The sequence below is a fragment of the Microbispora corallina genome (assembly GCF_016863035.1).
Lineage (GTDB): Bacteria > Actinomycetota > Actinomycetes > Streptosporangiales > Streptosporangiaceae > Microbispora > Microbispora corallina.
This window is the reverse complement of the sequence record NZ_BOOC01000027.1, coordinates 1-20,841: the sequence shown is the minus strand read 5'-3', so window position 1 is coordinate 20,841 and position 20,841 is coordinate 1. Positions and strand designations below refer to the sequence as shown.

Here is a 20,841-nt window from a genome sequence, read left to right as displayed (position 1 = left end):
GCGCCGCGGGCACGCCCGCCGCGCAGATCTTCCCCCCGTCCTGTCCGTGACGATAAGTCGGCGTCAGACGTTAGTAAAGGTCCTTATTTTATTAACCCCGTGCCTGTACGCGGCCCGTGCCGGGGAGGGCCGTCAGTCGCCGAGCGACTTGCAGGGGCGGGTGCGCAGGCCGGTGACGTAGTCGTCGGGCGCGCCCGCCTTCTCCGCGGCGTCGGCCAGGATGCCGAGATAGCGGGCCGAGGGGAGGCCGCCCTCGTAGGAGTCGAGGACGTAGGTCCAGGCCAGGACGTCCCCCTCCAGCGTGGCCACCCGCAGCCGTACCTTGCGGTAGATGCCGAGGTCGCTGCCCTGCCACCGGTCGAGGGAGGTCTCGTCCCATTCGGGCACGTCGTAGAGCACGACGAACACCTGCTCGGCGGAGTCCTCGACGATGGTCGCGAGGGCGCCCTCCCAGCCGACGTCCTCGCCGCCGAAGGTCAGCCGCCAGCCCTGGATCCAGCCGGTGCCCCGCATCGGGGAGTGGGGAGCCCACTCCGCCATCTGCTTGGGGTCCATGTTGCTGCCGTACGCCGCGTATACAGGCACGGCAACCAAGCCTAAACCAAGATCCCCCCACTTGGACGGCGCCGCGGGCCCGCCTCGCCGGAGGCGAGGCAGACAAAGGAGGGGATTCCGCGTAGTCGGGCGGTTACCGTCACCCTCATCGGAACGTGCGGTCAGTATGCGAGACAATGGGGCATGTGACGAGGATTGTGATCATCGGTGGCGGCCCCGGCGGATACGAGGCGGCGCTCGTCGCCGCGCAACTGGGGGCGCAGGTGACCGTGGTCGAGGAGGAGGGCCCGGGCGGCGCCTGTGTGCTCACCGACTGCGTGCCGTCCAAGACCTTGATCGCCACCTCCGTCCGTAAGCAGGCGCTGCTCGACGCCTCGTCGCTGGGCGTCCACTTCAGCGGCGGCCCCGACGGTGACGTGGGCGGGGTCACGGCAGAGATGCCCCTGGTGAACAAGCGCGTGAAGGAGCTGGCGCAGGCCCAGTCGGGGGACATCGCGGCCCGCCTGGCGGCCGAGGGCGTGGAGGTGATCCGGGCGACCGGGCGGCTGGTCGACCCGCAGGTCGTCCGCGCCGGCGACCGCACGGTCCGCGCCGACGTCGTGATCGTCGCCACGGGCGCGCACCCGCGGGTGCTGCCCGGCGCCGAGCCGGACGGCGAGCGGATCCTGAGCTGGCGTCAGCTGTACGACCTCCAGGAGCTGCCCGAGCACCTGATCGTGGTGGGCTCCGGCGTCACGGGCGCCGAGTTCGCCGGGGCGTACCAGTCGCTGGGCTCCCAGGTGACCCTCGTCTCGTCGCGGGACCGGATGATGCCGAACGAGGACGCCGACGCCGCGGAGGTGCTGGAGGAGGTCTACCGGCGCCGCGGCATGAACGTGATGGGCCGATCCCGGGCGGCGTCGGTCAAGCGGACCGAGGACGGCGTGGTCGTCACGCTGGAGGACGGCCGCACGGCCGAGGGCACCCACTGCCTGATGACGGTCGGCATGGTGCCGAACACCTCCGGGATGGGGCTGGAGGACAACGGCGTGCGGCTCGACCGCAACGGGTTCATCGAGGTCGACAAGGTGTCGCGGACCTCCGCGCCCGGCGTGTACGCCGCCGGCGACTGCACCGGGGTGCTGATGCTCGCGTCGGTCGCGGCCATGCAGGGCCGGATCGCGGTGTGGCACGCCCTCGGCGAGGCCGTGCAGCCGATCCGCCTGGCCACCGTCGCGTCGAACATCTTCACCGATCCCGAGATCGCGGCCGTCGGCGTGTCGCAGAAGCAGATCGAGGCCGGCGAGATCGAGGCCAACGTCGTCAAGCTGCCGCTGGCCACCAACGCCCGGGCCAAGATGCAGGGCTTCAACGACGGCTTCGTGAAGCTGTTCTGCCGTCCCAACACGGGCATCGTGCTCGGCGGCGTGGTGGTGGCCCCCCGCGCGTCGGAGCTGATCCTCGCCGTGTCGGTGGCCGTCCAGCACCGGCTGACGGTCGACCAGCTCGCGCACACGTTCGCCGTCTACCCGTCGCTGTCGGGCTCGATCACCGAGGCGGCCCGCCGCCTGATGTCACCGCTTACCGCCGGTATCTGACAGCCGCGCCCGGACGTGCTCCAGGGCCCTGCGGCCCTGCGCCACGGCCGTCGCCGCGCCCTGCAGCTCGTACGGCGTCTGGGCCACGTCGAGGACCCGCCGGGCGGCCTCGTAGGCGTCGAGGGCCGCCCGCCACTCGCTGACCGGGCCGCTCACCTGGTTGATCTTCATGTCGAAGTCGAGGGACTCGATCTCCTCGCCGAAGCGGATCACGTCCTCCTCGGCCGCGTGCCGGGCGACCGCCATGGCCGCGACGAACCGCTCCTTGCGCCGGTGGGACACGCCCCACACCAGCAGCGTGAGGCTGAGGCCGAGCCCGCTGAGGATCACCAGGACCAGCGCTGCCGGGAACGGCCGAGAGGGGGCGTCCCCGGAGGCCGTCGTCCCGCCGTCGCCGTCGCCGCCGGTGGCGGGGCCGGTGATTGCGGTCTCGGGGATGTCCTTGCCCTCGCCTCGGGTGCCGGTGAGGTTGAGGTGCTGCGCCTGGGTGAAGTCCGCCCGGTCGACCGTGGCCCCGTGGAGGTCGGCCCCGTCGAGGTCGGCCTGGGTCAGCTCGGCGTCGGACAGGTCCACGTCCTTCAGCACGGCGTTCTCGAGCTCCGCCTGGCCAAGCTTGGCGTCGCTCATCTTGGCCCGGGTGAAGTCGGCCGTACGGCCCTTGATCTGGCCCAGCGTCGCCTTCCGCAGGTCGGCGTCGACCAGCTTGGCGTCGACGAAGTTCGCCTGGGTCAGCACGGCCCGGGTGAGCACGGCCTCGGTGAGGTCGGCGTGCGGGAACTGCGCCTGGCTGGCCTGGGCGTCCGTGAGGACCGCCCCGCGCAGGTCCGCGTGCTTGGCCTCCATCTGGCCGAGGTCGGCGTCGGACAGGTCGGCGCCCCTCAGGTCGGCGTAGTCGAGGTGCGCCTGCGAGAGGTCGGCCTCCTTGAGCGAGGCGTCGCGCAGGATGGCGCCGGTGAGGTCCTTCTGGATGAGGTCGACCTCGTCGAACTTCGCACCGGTGAGGTCGGCGCACCGCAGGTCGGTGGGGAGCGTCGCGCCGCCGGTGAAGTCCTTGCCGCGCAGCCGCGGTCCGCTGCCGGGCTTGCACGGGCCGGTCGCCGCGCTCGACGCGACGGTGACCGCGCCTGTCGGGGCGGCGGTGCTCGCGTGGGCGGCGCCCGCGGGGACGAGCGTGAAAAGGGCAGCGGCGATGAGGGGGGCGATACGACGCACGGGGGGCCTCCTGAGGGAACGCCCCGAGTTTCTCACGGGATCTTGAATTCCACTTGCAAGCCGCCAACGTGCCCCGGGCCGTGAAAGTCACCCCGAAACGCCGACGACCCCGCGCCGAGTTCGGCGCGGGGTCGTCCAGGTCGTCGTCCGGTCGTCGTCTGATTGTCGTCGAGGTCGTCGTCCGGCGCCGGACGGGCGGCGCGGACGGTCAGCGCAAGGCGTTGACCGCCGTGCCGGTCACCTCGGGGCCGGGCGGGTCACCAGTCGCCGCCGCCGAAGTCGCCGCCGCCGAAGTCGCCTCCGCCCCAGTCACCGCCGCCACCCCAGTCGCCGCCACCACCGCCGAAGTCGCCGCCACCGCCGAAGTCGCCTCCGCCGTCCTGCAGGCCCTCCTGGTAGCCGGACTCGTACCCGGCGCCGTAGCCGCCCCAGCCACCGCCCCAGCCGCCGCCGAAGGCGCCGCCGAGCATGGTGCCGACCAGCATGCCGGTCAGCAGGTCGCCCCCGAAGCCGCCGTAGTAGCCGTACGCGTAGGGCTGGTACATCGGGCCGGCGTCCCAATAGGGCCGGCGGTGGCCGTTGACCACGACCTCGCGCATCTGCGGGTCGAAGCCGCGCTCGACGGCCTCGGCGTCCGCGGCGCAGGCCGGCACGTCGCGGACCGCGCCGCCGGGCGGAGCCCAGCGCACGGTGCGGACGGACGGGCCGTGCTGCGGGTTGAAGAAGCACGGCGGGAGCCGCTCGGGCAGCGGCTGGTTGTTCACGCGGGCCTTGACGCAGGCGAGCGCGTAGCGGCCGTCCTCCAGCGTGGCGGTCACCGTGCGGAGCTCATCGGGCCGCTTCACCGCGGCGAGCTCGTTCTTGGCCCGCTCGTAGGAGTCGAGCGCGCGCTGCCAGTCGCTCGTCGTGCCGTCCGACTGCGGCAGCATCTTGACGTCCGTGTCCAGCGCGGTGATCTCCTCGCCGAACTTGGTGACGTCCTCCTCGACCGTCTGCTTGACGGCGGCCAGCTCGGCCGCCTCCCGCTCCTCACGCTTCCGCCTGCTGCGGCGGGAGAAAATCCACAAACCGGCACCTCCGACGACAGCGATGCCCAGGATCCCGACGAGCACACCGGCTCCGCCGCTGGACTCCTTCTGGCTCCCGGTGGCGAGGGCGCCCTTGCGGTCCCCGGCCGCGTACTTGTCGACCCGGCTGACGAAGTCCTGCATGCCGCCGGCGACGTCACGCGGGTTGTTCCCCACGGACAGCTCGGCCAGCCGCCCGGCGACGTTCTTCGGCAGCGCGCTCGATCCGGCGAACAGGTTCGTGCCGTCCAGCACGGCGACGGTCGCGGACGACCGCCCGGCCTGCGCGAGCGACTGGCCCAGGCTGGTGATGTAGCTGCCCGCCTGCTGGTTCGAGGTGATCGTCCCGTCCGGGAGCGCCACCGCGTAGATCTTGGTGTCGCCTCCCTTGATCGCCTCGCGGATGTCGTTCTGCTGCGAAGACGACAGGGGAGCGCCGCTCTGGACGAAGAGCGGGTCGCCGCTCCTCCAGGACGCCAGGACCGTGGCCGGGTCCGGAGGGGCGGCCGCGAGGGCGGCGGGCGACAGCGAGATCAGCGCGACAAGGCCGACGAGCAGCGCCGCCACGGCGGCCCCCACGCGGCCCAGCGGTTTCTTCATGGTCACGGCTTCAAGCCTCCTTCGCCCTACAGGACGAACGGCAGGGCGTGATGGTTCCTCAAGGAAAACCTATCCGTTCGGCTCCGCCGGGGCCGTGCGCCCGGCCTCGCCCGCGGCGGCCCTGATCTCGTCCAACAGGACGGCGAGGTCGTCCGTCGTGGTCTCCCGGTTGAGGAAGCACGCCCGGAGGGCCTCCACGCCGCCGATCCGGGTGCCCGTGAGGAAGGCCCGGCCGCGACGCCGTACCAGCCCGGGCAGGGCCCGGTTGAGGACGTCCAGGCCGTCGTCCCGATCGGGGGCGGGGCGGTACCGGAAGGCGGTGACGGACGTGGTGACGGGAGCGAGCCGCTCGAAGTCGCCGGCGGCGTCGACCATGGCCGCGAGCGTCCGGGCGAGCCGCGAGCAGTGCCCGACGAGATCGGCGATCCCCTCCCGGCCGAGGTGGGAGATCGTCGCCCAGGCGCGCAGCGCGCGGAACGGCCGGGTCTGCTCGGGGCCGTACTCGGCCAGCCATCCCAGGCCGTCGGCGTCGTCGTCGCGCAGATAGGCCGGGACGAGGCTGAACGCGTCCCGGACCGGGCCGGGATCGCGGAACAGGACGCATCCGCAGTCGACCGGCACCCCGAGCCACTTGTGCGGGTCGAGGGCCAGGGAGTCGGCCCGCTCCATCCCCGCGTATCGGGAGGCGGCGCGGGGGGCGAGGACGCCGAGGGCGCCGTACGCGCCGTCCACGTGGAACCACATGCCGTGCTCGGCCGCCACGTCGGCGACATCGCCGAGCGGGTCGACCGCGCCGGTGTTGACGGTGCCCGCGCTCGCGGCGACGCAGAGCGGCAGCGCGCCCGCCTGGATGTCCCGGGCGACGGCCTCCCGAAGGGCGGCGACGTCCATCCGGAACCCGGCGTCCACCGGGACCACCCGCAGGCTCCGCCTGCCCAGGCCGAGCAGTTCGACGGCCTTGCGCAGACAGCCGTGGCCCTCGGCGGACATGTAGACGGTCATCGGGCGCCGCCCGTACAGCCCGTCCTCCCGCACGTCCCACCCGTCCAGGCGGGCCGCGCGCTGCCGGGCCGCGGCGAGGGCCACGACGGTCGCCATGGACGCGCCGCTGGTGAGCAGCCCGCCACCGGGCGGGTGCGGGTAGCCGGTCAGGGCGGCCAGCCAGCGGACCACGGTGCGTTCCAGCAGGACGCCGGCGTGCTCCCCGCCGGCGCAGCTCGGGTTGAGCGCGGCGGCCGGCGCGGCCACGAGGACGCCCGCCGGCGACGGCGCGGAATTCACCCAGCCGAAGAAGCGCGGGTGCCCGTTGCCCATCGGGTACGGCAGGACGCGGGTGCGCACGTCATCGAGGATCGCGTCGAGCGGACGCCCTGCGGCGGGAAGCTCCTGGCCCACCAGCCACTCCCGGTCGGCGTCCGGCACCGGCCGCCACACGGGCCCGTCCCCGACGCCCGCCAGATGGTCGGTCGCGAGGTCGGCGGCGGCCCGCCCCGCCGGACCAAGGTCGCCCTGCGCCGCCGTACCGGCCGCGCTCGGGTCGTCGTGCGACGTCATGCCGGCCGCGTTCCGGTCGTCGCGCGCGGCCGCGTCCGGGGGAGGTTCGTCCTTCGCGATGCGGGCCCGTCCGGAGGCGGGTCGTCGTGCGGGGTGGGGCCGTCCGGGCCCGGCGCGGAGTGGGCCACCCCGGCGTCCCTAGACGTCCTTGATCTCGCAGATCACGGCCCCGGCCGTCACCGTCTGGCCGACGGAGGCCGCCAGGCCCGTCACGGTCCCGGCCTTGTGGGCGGTGAGCGGCTGCTCCATCTTCATGGCCTCCAGGACCACGATCGTGTCCCCGGCCGCCACCGCGTCGCCGTCGGACGCCACGACCTTCACGATCGTGCCCTGCATCGGGCTGACCAGCGAGTCGCCGCCGGCGGCCGCCTTCTTGGCGCCGTTCGCGCCGCTGCGGCGGGGGGCCTTCCTGGCGGTCTCGGCGCGTCCGCCGCCGCCACCGCCGAACCCGGAGGGCAGCACGACCTCCAGCCGCTTGCCGCCGACCTCGACCGTGATCCGCTCGCGCTCGGCGGGCTCGGCCGCCTCCACCGCCGCGTCGTACGGCGGGATGTCGTTGACGAACTCGGTCTCGATCCACCGGGTGTGCACGGAGAACGGCTCGCCCGTGAAGGCCGGGTCGCGCACGACGGCCCGGTGGAACGGCAGGACGGTCGGCATGCCGCCGATCTCGAACTCGGCGAGCGCCCGCCGCGACCGCTCCAGCGCCTGCCGGCGGGTAGCGCCCGTGACGATCAGCTTGGCCACGAGCGAGTCGAACGCCTGCGGGACGCTCATCCCGGCCTCGTAGCCCGAGTCGAGGCGGACGCCGGGGCCGGACGGGGTGCGCAGCGAGGTGAGCGTGCCGGGGGCGGGCAGGAAGTTGCGTCCCGCGTCCTCGGCGTTGATGCGGAACTCGATGGAGTGGCCGCGCAGCACCGGGTCGTCGTACCCGATCGGCTCGCCGTCGGCGACCCGGAACATCTCGCGGACGAGGTCGACGCCGGCCACCTCCTCGGTGACCGGGTGCTCCACCTGGAGCCGGGTGTTGACCTCGAGGAAGGAGATCGTGCCGTCCTGGCCGACGAGGAACTCGCACGTGCCGGCGCCGACGTACCCGGCCTCGCGCAGGATCGCCTTGGACGAGGAGTAGAGCAGGTCGCGCTGCTCCTGGGTGAGGAACGGCGCGGGGGCCTCCTCGACGAGCTTCTGGTGCCGCCGCTGGAGGGAGCAGTCGCGGGTGCTGACCACGACGACGTTGCCGTGCCGGTCGGCCAGGCACTGGGTCTCGACGTGGCGGGGACGGTCGAGGTACCGCTCGACGAAGCACTCGCCGCGCCCGAAGGCGGTCACCGCCTCGCGCACCGCCGACTCGTAGAGGTCGGGGATCTCCTCGCGGGTGCGGGCGACCTTGAGGCCGCGGCCGCCGCCGCCGAACGCCGCCTTGATCGCGATCGGCAGGCCGTGCTCGTCGGCGAAGGCGACGACCTCGTCCACCCCGGAGACCGGGTCGGGCGTGCCGGCCACGAGCGGGGCGCCCACGCGCTGGGCGATGTGCCGCGCCTGGACCTTGTCGCCGAGCGCGGTGATGGCCGACGGGGGCGGGCCGATCCAGGTCAGCCCGGCGTCCTCGACGGCCTGGGCGAAGTCGGCGTTCTCGGCCAGGAAGCCGTACCCCGGGTGGACCGCGTCCGCCCCGGTCTCGCGGGCGATCGCGATCAGCTTCTCGATGTTGAGGTAGGTGTCGGCCGGGCTCTGGCCGCCGAGGGCGTGCGCCTCGTCGGCCACCCGCACGTGCAGGGCGTCCAGATCCTGGTCCGCGTACACCGCGACGCTGGTCAGCCCCGCGTCCGTGCAGGCGCGCGCGATCCGTACGGCGATCTCGCCGCGGTTGGCGATCAGGACCTTGTGCACCGGCGTGGTTCCTTCCTCTGGCCTTTCCCTGGCGCTCGCGAGCCTTCCTGGAGTGTAAGCGGGATCGACTCCCGGGAGATGACCACCCCCGGCATTGGGCAACTTCGGAGATTTCCGGAAAAGCCGCGCATAAGGATCTACGTCGATATTGTGAGCAGGGTTGACCCTGAGACAAGAGGGACGAAAGGGGAATAGGATGGGTGACAAGGTCGGCGGAATCCTGCCCGACATGGACAAGATGGCCCAGACCTTTCGCACGCAGTCCGATGCGGTGATCTCGGTCCAGAAGGCTCTGGACGCCGAGGCCAAGAAGATCCCGGCCTCCTGGTCCGGCCCCAACGCTCAGAAGTTCCTCGACGCGTGGGAGGGCTACAAGAAGACCTTCGAGAACGTCCAGCAGACGCTCATCGAGGCCCAGGACGGGATCAAGAAGAACCGCGAGGCGATCGCCGCCGCGACCGGTTCCTGATCCGTGGCACGACGAGGGGGCCCGGCCGGTGCGGCCGCGGCCCCCTTCTGATTCCCCCGCCCGGCATCCCCGCGCCCGGGCGCCCCGCGCCCTCGGGTCAGCCTTCGGGGCGGGCGACCTGGACCTGTTCCCAGGCGCCGCCGATCACGAGCAGGCCGCGCCCGGCGGGGCCCGTCCCGCTCGCCAGGCTGCGCGGCAGCCGCACGCCCAGCAGGTCGCCCTGGCCGGGAGAGCTGGGCCGCAGCAGCAGGCCGTTGCGTGACTTCTTCATCGCCACGACCGGCCCCCGGTACATCGAGTCGAGGTCGTCGGCGCTGCCCGCGCCGATGACCAGCGACCCCGTGTCGCGCAGCTCGCCGACGTAGTCGGTGATCCACTCCGCCAGCTCGCTGTCGCCGCCGAGCAGCTCCAGGTCGTCGATCATCAGCACGTGCCGGCCGCCCGCTCTCGCGGCCTCCTTGACCTCGTCGACCGCGGAGTCCGCGGTGAACGAGCCGCGCACCCCCGGCCGTCCGACGAAGTCCCGCAGCGGGCTGCGCCTGGGCGTGATGAGCACGGCCTCGTACGACCGGTCGAGCAGCGAGGCCAGCATCGTGCACAGGGCCGTGCTCCGCCCGGTCTTCGGCGGCCCGGCCACCACGATGCCCGGCCCGTGCTCCTCGGCCCGGAAGTACCGGACGCCGAGCGTGTCGCCGCCCACGCCGAACACCACGGCGTCGGCGGGCAGCGGGTCCTCCACCAGGGCCAGCGTCTCGGCCAGGCCGACCACCGGCGGCAGCGCGTCCACCCGGAACGGCCGCGCCGCGCGCGGGAGGTCGCCCGCGCGGGCCCGTGCCGTACGGGCGATCTCGTGCAGGGCGGCGACCTGGGCGGTGCCGGCCGGGTCGGCGGCGAGCAGGGCGACCTGCACCTCGCGGATCCCGGTGGACGCGCGGAAGCCGCGCCCCGGCGGGAAGTGCTCCGGCACGTCCTTGGCCTTGATCCCGACGTAGGAGTAGTCGATGGGGTCGGTGAGCTTGAGCACGAGCCGGTCGTCGAACTGGGTGGAGATCCGGCCGACCAGGGTCGACCGGTCGCCGGTCATGACGACCTTGACCCCGGCGCCCGCGCCCTCCTGGAGGATCTGCAGCCACTTGTCGATCAGCGTGCCGTTGTCGTACGACTCGAAGGCGGCCATGAAGCCCTCCCACCGGTCGAACAGCACCAGCACGTACGGCAGGGGATCGCCGGCGGCCGCCCGCTGCTCGGAGACGTCCGCGAAGCCCTGGGCGGCGAGCAGCTGCTGCCTGCGGGCGATCTCCTCCAGCAGGCGGTCGGTGAGACGGGCCAGCCGGTCGGGCGAGTCGCGGCCGACGACCGCGCCCGTGTGCGGCAGCCCGACGAGCGGGAGCAGCGCGTTGTTGCCGCAGTCGACGGCGTACAGGTGCACGTCGCGCGGGTCGGTGTGGCGGCCGACGGCGCCCGCCACGGCACGCAGCACGGTGGACCGGCCGGTGCGGCTCGCGCCGCTGACCAGGAGGTGGCCCCCGGCGGCCAGGTCGTAGCATTCGGCGGCCCGCCGCTGGAGCGAGGGGATGTCGGCCAGGCCGAACGGCAGCCGGGTCCAGTCCTCGGGCTCCAGCTGGTCGAGCGTCAGCGCGTCCGGCAGCGGCGGCAGCCACGGGCTGCGCTGCTGCGCCACGCCCTCGGCCCGCGCGGCGTCGGCGACGGCCTCCACGAGAACGGCGAGGTCGGTGACCATCGTGGACTCCTCGCCGTCCTCGTCGCCGCGGGCCGGCAGGGGGAGGCCGAGCCGCGGCCAGGCCAGCGGCACGACCTCGACGGGCTCGGCGCGGGCGGGACCGGTGCCGGGCCGCCTGCCCCCGATGCGCGCCGACTGGACGGCGTGCAGCGACGACGCCCCGGACCTGACGTAGCAGCGGCCTGGCGTCGACTTGGAGATCGACGCGGCGCCGGGGGAGTTGATCACGTCGCTCGACTCGCCGCCGCTGGTCACCCGGAGCGCGATGCGCAGGTTGGTGTTGGCCGCGATGTCCGGGGTGACCACGCCGGCCGGACGCTGGGTGGCGAGGATGAGGTGCACGCCGAGGGAACGGCCGCGCCGCGCGATGTCCACCAGGCCGACGACGAAGTCGGGAAGCTCCTGGACCATCGCCGCGAACTCGTCGATCACCAGCACGAGCCGCGGCATGGGCTCCAGGTCGATACCGCTGTCACGGAGGTCGTTGTAGTCCTCGACGTCCTTGGCGTCGGCGCGCAGCAGCAGGTGCTCACGCCGCTTCAGCTCGGCCGCCAGGGACTCCAGCGCCCGCTCGGTGAGGTGGCCGTCCAGGTCGCTGACCATGCCGACCGTGTGGGGCAGCTTCGCGCAGTCCTTGAACGCGCTGCCGCCCTTGTAGTCGATCAGCACGAACGTCATCTCGTCCGGCCGGTTGGCCACCGCGAGCGAGGCGATCAGCGTCTGGAGCAGCTCGGACTTGCCCGCGCCGGTGGTGCCCGCCACGAGCCCGTGCGGGCCGTCCAGCCGCAGGTCGACGAGGTACGGCCCGTCGGCGCCGATCCCGATGGGCACGCGGGTCGTCCGCCCCCGACGCCAGAACGCCCGGATCTGGTCGGGCCGGGGGTCCGGCATGCCGAGCAGGTCGAGCAGCCGGGCCGACGAGGGGATGGCGGAGTCGGCGTCCTCCCTGCTCACGTCTCTGACGGCGGCCATCGCGCGGGCCGTCCTGTCGCACCAGCCGAGCGTCACCTGGTCGCCGATGACGTCGCCGAGAGGGTCGAGCCCGGCGCCCCGGAGCCGTACCACCCAGGGCCGCTCGTAGTCGCAGACCGCGACCGCCGCGCACTCCTCGGGGAGCAGGCGCTGGTCGTCGTCCACGCAGATCGCGTACACACCGGCGGTCGGCCCGAGCTGGAGCACCTGCGGCATGCCGGGCAGGCCGCGCAGCACCCGCGCGCCGTCGAGGACGACCAGGACGTTGTACGGCAGGTCGCTCGCGTACCCCTGCGGCGCGTCGCCGAAGGAGGAGTCGCGGCGGACGGCCCGGCGCTCGTTGATCCTGTTGACCAGCTCGGTCACCCGGCGGGCGGCCGACTCGGGGTCGGCGCCGACGAGGGCCACGCAGTCCTCGCCGTCGTGCGGCGCGCAGTGCGGTAGCCAGCGGACCCAGCTCCAGCTGCTCGCGGCCTCCGGGTCGGCCGACAGCACGACGATCGCGAGGTCTCGCGGGCTGTGCAGGGCCGCCGCCTGAGCCACCAGCCAGCGGGCCAGCGCCCGGGAGGCGGGGCGCGCGCCGGTCACGCCCATCACGCCGAGGCGGGGCAGCGGCACGGTCACGGGCACGGCGTGGGAGACGGGGATCGCGGGAAGCTCGCCCGGCGAGCCGCCGAGGCCGCGTTCGGGGACCAGCTCGATGTTGGCGGGCTGGTCGGCCAGGCCGATCCGCAGGTGGAGGGTGTCGGCGTCGTGGATGCGGCGCTCCCACAGCCGGCGGCGCGGGCCGGTCGCGGTGAGCAGCACGTCGGCCGGGTCGGGGAACTCGGCCCGCCGCTCGTCCTGGTCGACCCGGGTCAGCCGGTCGAGCTCGGCGGAGAACGCCGCTTTGCGCTCCCGGTACTCCTTCAGCGCCTGCCGGTGCCGCTTCTTGCCGTACCGGCGGTCGCTGTACCACTGCCCGACCATCGACAGCGGCGTGAGCAGGGCCATCAGGAGGAAGAGCGCCTGCTTGAACACGATGGCCATGACGACGCCGCCCACCGCGAAGATCATGGTGGACAGCAGCTGAAGCCGGTGGTGGTCGGGGCGCGCGGGCTCGGCCGGCACCTCGACGGTCCGCGTCCGGGCCGGGCCCACCAGCCGGGGCGGCCGGTTGTAGGCCAGCCCGCCGTCGGGCATGGGCGTCAGATGGGCGTCCGGGCTCTCCGGGACCCGCAGGGTGAGCACCGACGCCCCGGCCACCAGCACTCCGCCGTCCGGCCACGGACGCGCCTCGGTCAGCGGGCGTCCGTCGAGTGTGACCGCGGCCCCGGCGACCGGCTCGACGACGGTCTCGTGAGCCGACACGTGGACGTGCGCCGCGACCGGCGGCAGCAGCGGGTCCTCCACGGCCGCCGTCCCGGACCGGCCGAGGGTCGCCGTGCCGAACCCGAGCCGGTGGACCGACCCGGCCGCCGGGCCCCCCGACACGCGGATCTCCACGATGCCCGTCGGCTCGCTGCGCCAGGTCGCGGCGGCCGCGGCGGCCTCCAGCGTCACCAGGTCGCCGTCGCGCAGGGCGTGGCCCACCGGCGCGGCCGGGTCGAGCCGCCGCCCGTTGGCCCACAGGTCGGTCCGCGCCGGGATCCGTTCGTCGCCCCACCGGGGGTGCGGCACGACCTCGGCCAGCCGCTGCCCGGGTATGGACAGCGTCCGCGCGAGGGCCTCGGCCAGCGCGCCCACCGTCGTTCCGTCGTCGCCACTGGCGATCAGGTCGGCCGGGCCTTCGCCCGTCAGCGCGGTCAGGGAGATGCGCACGTCGTCTTCCTCGGGGGTGGGGGGCGGGGGAGCCGCGTCAGGGGGTCCGGCGTACGGGCGGCTCGTCCTCGTTCAGCAGGCCGGCGAGCTCGGCCGCCGCGGACGGGGACAGGTCGTCGGGCACGAGCGGGACGAGCGCCTCGGTGGCCGCGGGCTCGGCCGACGGGCCGGGCGCGGGCCCGGCCTCGATGAGGACCCACACCACGTCGTCGAGCGGATCGACGGCCTCCGCCTCGCCGGCCCGATTCGCCGCCTCATCCGTGCGGGACGCGTCGGCGGTGTCGCCGGCGTGCGCCGCCTCGTGCGTGCGGGAGTCCCATACGGCGTCGGCGGCGTCCTCGTCGCCGCCGTGGTGCCAGCCGGTGAACGGCAGACGGGCGGCCAGCGCGGCGACCACGGCGCGGGCGTCGTCGCCGGGGAACTCGCCGAGCACCGCGGCGTTGAGCCAGCAGCCCGGCATCTTCCACTCGTACGGCTCGGGCTCTCCCCGGTCGGCGGGGGAGACGCCGAGCGCCTCAAGGACCCGGTCGAACGCCGCGGCCGTCCCGGCCGGGCCGTCCGTCCTGGCCACGACCGTGACGCCGGCTCGCCTGCTCATCCGTGTGTGACCCTTCCCGTTCCCCACTCGACGTTCAGGTGGCTGCCGTCCCCGGTCAGGACGGAGATGCCGCCCTGGCCCCTGACCTGCACGTCCCACTCGTACGGCTGGCCGCCCCTGCCGGGCCCCTTGTGCCAGACGTTCCCGTAGGCGTCGACGAAGCCCTCACGGCCGTTGAGCACGTCCTTCTGCGGGTTCCTGACGTCCCAGTTCTTGGGCGGGACGAACGGCACCGGCCCGTCGGTCGGGAGGTTGAGTTTCTCGGCCTTCTCGGCCCACCGCGGGTAGCGCGCGTAGATCTTCTCGGCGTCGGTGTGCAGCCGGTTGACCACGCCGAGGGCGTCGAGGAGGCGCGTCGGGCTGTGCTTCAGGACGACCTTGAGCGTGTTCTTCAGCTCGTCGAAGCCCTTCGTGATCGCCTCGACGTACTGCTCCAGTTTGCTGAGGTCGCCGATGGCGTCCTCGGGGACCTTGAAGAAGACCTTCAGCGCGGGGAACGCCTTGATCAGCTTCAGGAACGTCTTGACGGGCTTGGCCGCGGCGTCCCCGAAGTAGGGGATCATCGCCGCCATCGACAGCAGCGCGCCCTTCCAGTCGCCCTGGCCGAGCGACATCAGGCCGGACACGCCGTCCGAGATGGGCGTCGGGTCGAAGATCCCGGCGAGGTCGGCGCAGAGCTGGACCGCGTCGTACCAGCCGAGGCCGCCCTCGGGCAGCAGGTTCTCCGTGTAGGTGCCCTTGAAGAACGTCTGGACGATGTCGACGAAGGCGTTCTCGACGCCGGGGAAGGCGAAGCGCTCGTCGGGATGGGTGCCCACGGTCTGGAACAGCCGCATGGCGAGCTGGTCGGCGGGGTTGACCCACGTCTGGTCGCCCGGCGGGCGGCCGCGCTCGAACACCTCGGCCGCGTCGACCGTGGCCGCCTTCATGAACCGGCCCAGCGGGTCGCCGAGCTTGGGGTCCTTCGTGTTGACCCAGCCGGGGAGCTTCCCGTACGCCATCGAGTTGATCAGATCGAAGTTGTCGCTGTAGAGCTGGTGGGCCGCGAGGGGGTTGCGGGAGATCCCGTCGAGGATCTGGGCGGTCAGGTAGTCGCCCCCGCCGAGCTGGCCGAGCTTCAGCGCCCGCTCGCCGATGGCGACGAGCGTCTTGGTGTCCCAGACGCCGTGCTGGATCACCGCGGCGAGCGTGTAGAGGTCGGGCCCCTGCCCGTCGGTCCCGAACTTGTCGATCCAGGCGGCGTCGATGACGCCCCGGTGGCTCGCCACGCCCATGAGGGTGGCGAACGCCTGGAGGCGCTCCTCGTGCTTCGGCTCGTCCCAGGTGCGCAGGCGGCCGGCGATCCAGGCGGCCTCCTCCGGCCCGAGGGCCTTGAGGAACGCCTCCGCGAAGTCGGGGTCGTTCTGATATTTGATGATCTGGTCCCAGACGTCGTCCGGGAATCCGCCGGGCTTCTCGTACTTCCCGGCCAGCTCCTTCGCCTTGGCCTGGGCCTCGGCCTTGCTGGAGAACAGGCCGCCCCACTCGGTCTGCACCATCGGCGAGGTGAAGCCGTACTGGCTGTTCTCCTTGAGCAGTTGCTCGGCCATCGCCTGGCGGCGGTTCAGCATCGGCAGCTCGCCGCCCACCCACGAGGCCACCCCGGTCAGCGTCGTCACCGGCTTGGTCGACAGGCCCACCCGCTCGAACTCCGACTTCAGCCCGGGTATGCGGCTGTCGATCAGGTTCTTCGCGCTCTCCAGATCCTTGATCATCGCGCGCATCAGCGCCGGGTCGATCCCGGCGAACTGCTGGCCGTCGTCGTCACGCGGTGCCACCGCTGCGCACCCCCAGTCGCTCGCGTTCCGGCCTTGACGAAACCCCCGACTCCCCGTGCCATGTGCGGAGAAGCATAGCCATCCGGCCATGTGCGGACCCGGTCATGCCGGGGCCTTCTTCGCGTCCTCCCTGAGCCTGGCGGCCGAGCCGCGCAGGTTCGCGGCGGCCGTCCGGCAGTCCCCGGCGAGCGCGGCCGTCTCGGCCCGGCGCTCCCGCACCCCGCCGCTGAACCGGTCGGCGGCCGGGCCGGTCCACACGTCCCTGCCCCCGGACGTCACGGTCACCTGCGCGAGCAGCCCGTCGAGGTCCTTGGCCCAGCCGTCGAAGCGCGTCGCGAGCCGCTCCTTGTCCTCGGCCTGCCGCAGCAGCGCGGCCCGGCTCGGGCCCTGGTCGTCGTGGGGGAGGGCCACGGGTCACCCGCCTCTCTTCTTCAGCGCGTCCAGCACGGGCTCGAAGTAGAAGCCCTGGATCGCGTTGAGCAGCAGGACCTCGTCGGCGGCGCTGAGCGGCGGCTTCCCCGCGTCGGCGAGGCGCTGCTTGTACCGGGCGAGCTGCTCGTCCGCGAGCGCCTTCGCGAGGTCGCTCGCCTCGCCGTTCTCGTTGCCGTGCCGGAACAGGCCGCCGACGAGCGGCAGGCTGGCGAAGAAGCCGTCGTCGCTGTCGAGGTCCTTGGCCAGCCGTCCGGTGACCGGCCACTTCAGCGCGTCCTCGAGGAGGTTCTTCCACATCGTGCTGGTGACCTCGCCCGGCACGAGCTTGCCCAGCCTGCCGATGGTCAGGTCGATCGGGAGGATCATCATCTCGACCGTCAGCCTGCGCTGCGCCTCGGCGTTCATGTCGAGCTCGTGCACGGCGCTGACCATGAGACCGCCCAGTCCGGCCGCCTGCGCCATGGCCAGCGTGAACTTCTCCCGGTCCTTCGGGTCGTCGAGGTTCCCGCCGCCGACGTCCACGGTGGACAGGTATCCGCGGAAGGCGTCCATCACGGCGTCGACGCTCTCCCGGCGCTGGAACACCCCGGCGAACAGGTTCGCCAGGTCGTCCTCGCTCAGCGCGGCGTCCCAGCCCGCGCCGGGGTCCATGCCGGACAGCTTCGGGTCGTGCCGCCACGCCTGCAGCCGCGAAATCTCCGGCAGGTACGCCTTGAGGTGGTCGGTGAAGATGTGGTTGACCTGCTCGTCCTTGAGGATGGAGGGCGGCTTCCCGCTGTGGGAGAAGATCTTCGCCACCTCCTGGAAGGAGGTCTTCCCCGTCGCCGGGTCGTCGAGCTCCCGCTGCAGGGCGGTCACGAAGACGGCCTTGAGCTCGGGGTCGTCGCCGAGCATCCCCCAGCCCGCCCGGTCGGCGTACACCTTGGTGACGTTGTAGAACGCGGCGCGGCGCCGGGCTTCGGGCCCCGCGCCGGGGGCGAGCGCGTTCTCCAGCGCCTTCACGAGCAGCGCGTGCACCTCCGGCGTCACGTGGTCGCCGCTGACGTCGGGGCGCAGGAGCAGCTCGGCGTTCTGCGGGTCCTTCGCCAGCAGCTGCTGGAGGGCGTCCGGGTTCTCCGCGACGCCCTGCAGGAACCAGCGCAGCCGCCAGTTGCCGCCGGAGCGCCCCCCGGTGGTCGTGGCGGCCCACAGCAGGTACTGCCCCGCGTCCACGACGAACGACGTCGACTGCGGCGCGGCGGCGAGCAGCGCCGAGATCAGGTCGGGGGAGCCGTGCTCGACCAGGAACTTGTGCGTCGCCGTAGCGAGGCCGGCCGCGTCCGCCGAGGCGAACGCCTGGATCAGCGGCCCCATCTCCGTCTTGAAGCGCTCGAGGTCGTCCGGCTTCAGCCCGAGGGACTGGGGGTCGGTGTTGCCGTCGATCCAGGCGAAGAAGACGCCGCGGACGGCCGCCGGGGTCGCCCCGTTGAGGAACCCGGCGGCGTACTCCGGGTCGCCCGTCGCGGTGGCCGCCTCCAGGGCCGCCATGACCGTCTCCCAGCTCTGCCGGGTGCCGTCCTTCTGGTAGGCCTCGTACGCCTCCTTGAGCCGCCGGCCCGCCTCGGCGCCGGCGTCGCGGGCCTGGTCGGGACCCTGGAAGACGAAGGTGGCGGTCCGGAAGTCCTCACCCACCCGGGTGTTGCCCGGCACCGAGGTGATGGTCTGGATCCGCCAGGTGAGGTCGCGCCGGGAGTCGGTCAGGAACGAGCCGGACCTGTCGAGCACCTCGGCGCCCCGGGCCGTGGACGGGTAGTCGGTCCCGGCCTCCGCGATGCCGTCGGCGAGGGCCTTCTTCAGCCCGGGCACCCGGCCCAGCACGTCGCCCATCGTGGCGCACAGACGGCGGGCGCCATCGGGGTTGAGGCCGACGAACTCACCCATGCGGGCTCACCGGCCCAGCTCCATGTGCCAGAGCTTGGCCTCCTCGGGCGAGCACTTCTGCGGCGTACGGGCGAGCATCGCCACCAGCTCGTCGTCGAGGCTGTTCACAGCGCTGTTGTACGCGCCGCACTGCCCGGTCAGGTGGCCACTCCATTCCGTGGCCGCGGTGCTCGTCCACACCTTGCCACCGGCCATGTTCTGGGTGGGATTGTCCATCTTCGCCTTGAGTTCATCCTGAATTCGCTGAACTCGGGTCAGAAGCTGGGTCAGGTGGGTGTGCAGGGGATTCGTCACTTCCGCCACAGGCGCAGCATAGCCACCTTCACTATCGCTTAGACAGCAAGTTGCGCAGTTTGTCTGATTTGTCAGGATGGCGTCCTATAAAGGGTGAAATTTCAATTATCAAGTCATATGGCGTTCGACGTGCGAAGACGGCGCGAAACCCATGTTGCTCTGGAGTTTGATGTGACCGGCGTTGTCCAGTCTCGCTATTGTCGTGATTTGTCACCAGCGTCCCCCACTCTGGAGTCCCGCTGATGAGGGTCACCGATCAACCGCCTTTTCGCAGCCCGGAGGCGCAGCGGCTGGCCGATCAGACGCCGCAGAAGCCGGCCGGTCCGGCACGGCGGCTCCCCGTCTCTCCGAGGGAGCGCAAGCCGGCGCTCGCGGCGCTCGCCGTGCTGCTCATCGTCGGCGGCGCGCTGCTGACCGTGACGCTGGTCCTGCGCAGCGGCGACCGCGTCTCGGCCATCGAGATCAAGGAGCGCGTGGGCGCCGGCCAGCTCATCCCGCTGTCCGCGCTCAAGGAGGTCCAGATCGCCCAGGACGGGCCGGGCTTCGTCTACTGGTCGGCGGCGCAGGAGATGACCCGCTACTACGCGGCCGTCGACCTGGTGCCGGGGACGCTGCTGAACCAGAACATGATCAGCAGCAGCTCGGCGGAGCTGGTGCCCGGCCGGGCCGTCGTCGGCCTGTCGCTCAAGTCGGGCCAGGTCCCGCCCGGCCTGGAGGCGGGCCAGCGGGTGCAGGTCATCTACGTGCCCGGAGAGAACGGCGAGGGCCAGCCCAAGGTGCTGGCGCACAGCGCGCTGGTGAACTCCGTCAGCGGGGCCGACCCCACGACGGGCGGCGGCAACGTGAGCGTCTCCGTCGTGGTCAGCGACACCGCGTCGCCCATCATCGCGGCCTGGGCCTCGTCCGGCCGGATCGCGCTGGCCTACCTGCCGGGGGCAGGGCCGTCCACGCAGGCGGACGTGTCGCCGTCGCCGGAGGCGTCGGCCAGCCCGGGCGCGCAGCCGACGGCGACCGCCAAGAGGCGCAAGGAGACGGCCCCGCCCACGCCGCCCCCGGCGGTGAACCAGCCGACCGGCCAGCCCACGCAGCCCACGTCACGGGCGACCACCGCCAAGCCCACCTCGAAGGCGAGCGCCACCCCCGGCGGCCTCGTGGACGGGCAGGGCTGACATGGCGCTGATCGCGCTGGCCGCCGACAAGGGGGCGCCCGGCGTCACCACCGCGGCCGTCGCGCTGGGCGCCGTGTGGCCGCGCGCCGTGATGGTGGCCGAGTGCGACACGGCCGGCGGCGACCTCGCGTACCGCCTGCCGGGGGAGGGCGGGTCGCCGCTCAACCCGGCGCGCGGCCTGCTCAGCCTGGGCGCGACCGCGCGCCGCGGCCTGCGGCCCGAGCAGATCAGGGAGCACACCCAGGAGCTCGTCGGCGGGCTGGAGGTGCTCGTCGGCATCAACGGCGCGGAGCAGGCGGCCGGCCTGACCTGGCTGTGGGAGCCGCTCGGGCAGGCGCTCAAGGGCATGCCGGCCGACGTGCTGGCCGACTGCGGCCGCATCGGCTCCAACCCGGAGATCGTCGACCTGCTGGCTCAGGCGGACGCCGTCGTGCTGTTCGCCCGGCCGACCCTGGAGCAGGTCGCCCACCTGCGGGAGCGGGTGGTCACGCTCGGCCGCGCGCTGGGCGAGCGCAGCCGCAGGCCCCCGGAGATCGGGATCGTGGTGATCGCGGAGCAGCGCGAGTACGGCAGGTCGCTCGCCGAGGTGCGGCGGGTCATGCAGGGCGCCGGGCTGCCGGACGTGGTGCTCGGCGGGCTCGCGTACGACGTCAAGGGCGCCGACCTGCTGCGCGGCGAATGGGGCGGGCGGCTCGACCGCACGCTGCTGATCCGCTCGGCCCGCGAGGTCGCCGCCACGCTGCTGTCGCGCGTCCCCCGGCCGGCCCCCGCCCCGGAGGCCGTCCGATGAGCCGGGACGGGCGCGTGAAGATCGACCACGGGCTGGTGAAGCGGTTCCGGCAGGAGGTCGGCGACCGGCTGGCCCATCAGCGGCGGCTGGACCAGGCGAGCGGGCTGCCCCCGATGACGGGGGAGGACGAGCGGCAGTTCGCCCGCGCGCTGATCGCGCAGGTGCTGGAGGAGCACGCCCGCAACGAGATCGGCGTCGGGCGCACCCCGCCGACGGCGGAGGAGGAGGAGGCCCTGGCGGGCGGCATCCATGCCGCCCTGTTCGGCGTCGGCCGCCTCCAGCCCCTCCTGGACGACACCGAGATCGAGAACATCGACGTCAACGGCTACGACCGGGTCTTCGTCAGCTACGCCGACGGGCGCGAGGTGCTGGCCGATCCGG

At 73.0% G+C, this 20,841-nt stretch carries 15 protein-coding genes and 1 pseudogene; 5 read left to right on the top strand and 11 right to left on the bottom strand.

The genetic code is table 11. The features are described from left to right. Positions 1-132: 132 nt before the first annotated feature. Positions 133-585, bottom strand: a complete 453-nt coding sequence (locus Mco01_RS24370) for a gamma-glutamylcyclotransferase family protein (RefSeq protein ID WP_036328263.1) — start codon at positions 583-585, stop codon at positions 133-135. Between the two features lie 155 nt (positions 586-740). Here Mco01_RS24370 and Mco01_RS24365 point away from each other — a divergent pair, with 155 nt between their 5' ends. Further along, positions 741-2,132: an NAD(P)H-quinone dehydrogenase gene (locus Mco01_RS24365; protein ID WP_204059228.1), complete on the top strand. Its 1,392-nt coding sequence runs from the start codon at positions 741-743 to the stop codon at positions 2,130-2,132. On the opposite strand, the gene Mco01_RS24360 is transcribed toward Mco01_RS24365, so the two are convergent. The 4 genes from Mco01_RS24360 to Mco01_RS24345 all read right to left on the bottom strand — a co-directional run bounded on the left by Mco01_RS24360 (position 2,109) and on the right by Mco01_RS24345 (position 8,458). Beyond that, positions 2,109-3,344 carry a pentapeptide repeat-containing protein gene (locus Mco01_RS24360; RefSeq protein WP_204059227.1) on the bottom strand — a complete coding sequence of 412 codons (1,236 nt, stop codon included), beginning with the start codon at positions 3,342-3,344 and terminating at the stop codon, positions 2,109-2,111. The genes Mco01_RS24365 and Mco01_RS24360 overlap by 24 nt on opposite strands. Positions 3,345-3,601: 257 nt before the next feature. Continuing rightward, entirely contained in the window at positions 3,602-5,011 is a 1,410-nt protein-coding gene (locus Mco01_RS24355) for a hypothetical protein (RefSeq protein ID WP_275410570.1), read from the bottom strand. A gap of 69 nt (positions 5,012-5,080) precedes the next feature. Beyond that, positions 5,081-6,565: a pyridoxal phosphate-dependent decarboxylase family protein gene (locus Mco01_RS24350; protein WP_204059226.1), complete on the bottom strand. Its 1,485-nt coding sequence runs from the start codon at positions 6,563-6,565 to the stop codon at positions 5,081-5,083. Positions 6,566-6,703: 138 nt separating this feature from the next. Further along, on the bottom strand, positions 6,704-8,458 hold the full coding sequence (locus Mco01_RS24345) for an acetyl/propionyl/methylcrotonyl-CoA carboxylase subunit alpha (RefSeq protein ID WP_204059225.1): 1,755 nt from the start codon (positions 8,456-8,458) through the stop codon (positions 6,704-6,706). Positions 8,459-8,654: 196 nt separating this feature from the next. Here Mco01_RS24345 and Mco01_RS24340 point away from each other — a divergent pair, with 196 nt between their 5' ends. Further along, positions 8,655-8,927 carry a WXG100 family type VII secretion target gene (locus Mco01_RS24340; protein ID WP_036328258.1) on the top strand — a complete coding sequence of 91 codons (273 nt, stop codon included), beginning with the start codon at positions 8,655-8,657 and terminating at the stop codon, positions 8,925-8,927. Positions 8,928-9,024: 97 nt separating this feature from the next. Here the strand turns inward: Mco01_RS24340 and Mco01_RS24335 are convergent, their stop codons facing one another. From Mco01_RS24335 to Mco01_RS24310, 6 genes are all read right to left on the bottom strand, one after another. Next, on the bottom strand, positions 9,025-13,440 hold the full coding sequence (locus tag Mco01_RS24335; RefSeq protein WP_204059224.1) for an FtsK/SpoIIIE domain-containing protein: 4,416 nt from the start codon (positions 13,438-13,440) through the stop codon (positions 9,025-9,027). Positions 13,441-13,477: 37 nt separating this feature from the next. Continuing rightward, a complete protein-coding gene (locus tag Mco01_RS24330) occupies positions 13,478-14,038 on the bottom strand; it encodes a hypothetical protein (protein ID WP_204059223.1) in 561 nt (186 codons plus the stop codon). Next, positions 14,035-15,855, bottom strand: coding sequence for a polymorphic toxin type 17 domain-containing protein (locus tag Mco01_RS24325; protein ID WP_204059222.1), 1,821 nt, complete (start codon positions 15,853-15,855; stop codon positions 14,035-14,037). Before Mco01_RS24325 ends, Mco01_RS24330 begins: the two co-directional genes overlap by 4 nt. A 102-nt stretch (positions 15,856-15,957) precedes the next feature. After that, positions 15,958-16,266, bottom strand: a complete 309-nt coding sequence (locus Mco01_RS24320) for a hypothetical protein (protein ID WP_204059221.1) — start codon at positions 16,264-16,266, stop codon at positions 15,958-15,960. A 3-nt stretch (positions 16,267-16,269) separates the two neighbouring features. Next, a complete protein-coding gene (locus Mco01_RS24315) occupies positions 16,270-18,207 on the bottom strand; it encodes a hypothetical protein (protein ID WP_204059220.1) in 1,938 nt (645 codons plus the stop codon). A gap of 6 nt (positions 18,208-18,213) precedes the next feature. Continuing rightward, a complete protein-coding gene (locus Mco01_RS24310; RefSeq protein WP_204059219.1) occupies positions 18,214-18,510 on the bottom strand; it encodes a hypothetical protein in 297 nt (98 codons plus the stop codon). A gap of 233 nt (positions 18,511-18,743) precedes the next feature. Between Mco01_RS24310 and Mco01_RS24305 the strand changes: the two genes are divergently transcribed. From Mco01_RS24305 to Mco01_RS24295, 3 genes and pseudogenes are all read left to right on the top strand, one after another. Then, positions 18,744-19,670, top strand: coding sequence for a hypothetical protein (locus Mco01_RS24305; RefSeq protein ID WP_204059218.1), 927 nt, complete (start codon positions 18,744-18,746; stop codon positions 19,668-19,670). A gap of 1 nt (position 19,671) precedes the next feature. Further along, entirely contained in the window at positions 19,672-20,460 is a 789-nt protein-coding gene (locus Mco01_RS24300) for a hypothetical protein (protein ID WP_204059217.1), read from the top strand. A gap of 14 nt (positions 20,461-20,474) precedes the next feature. Further along, positions 20,475-20,841 (top strand): annotated as a pseudogene (locus Mco01_RS24295) (CpaF family protein); the annotation flags it as partial.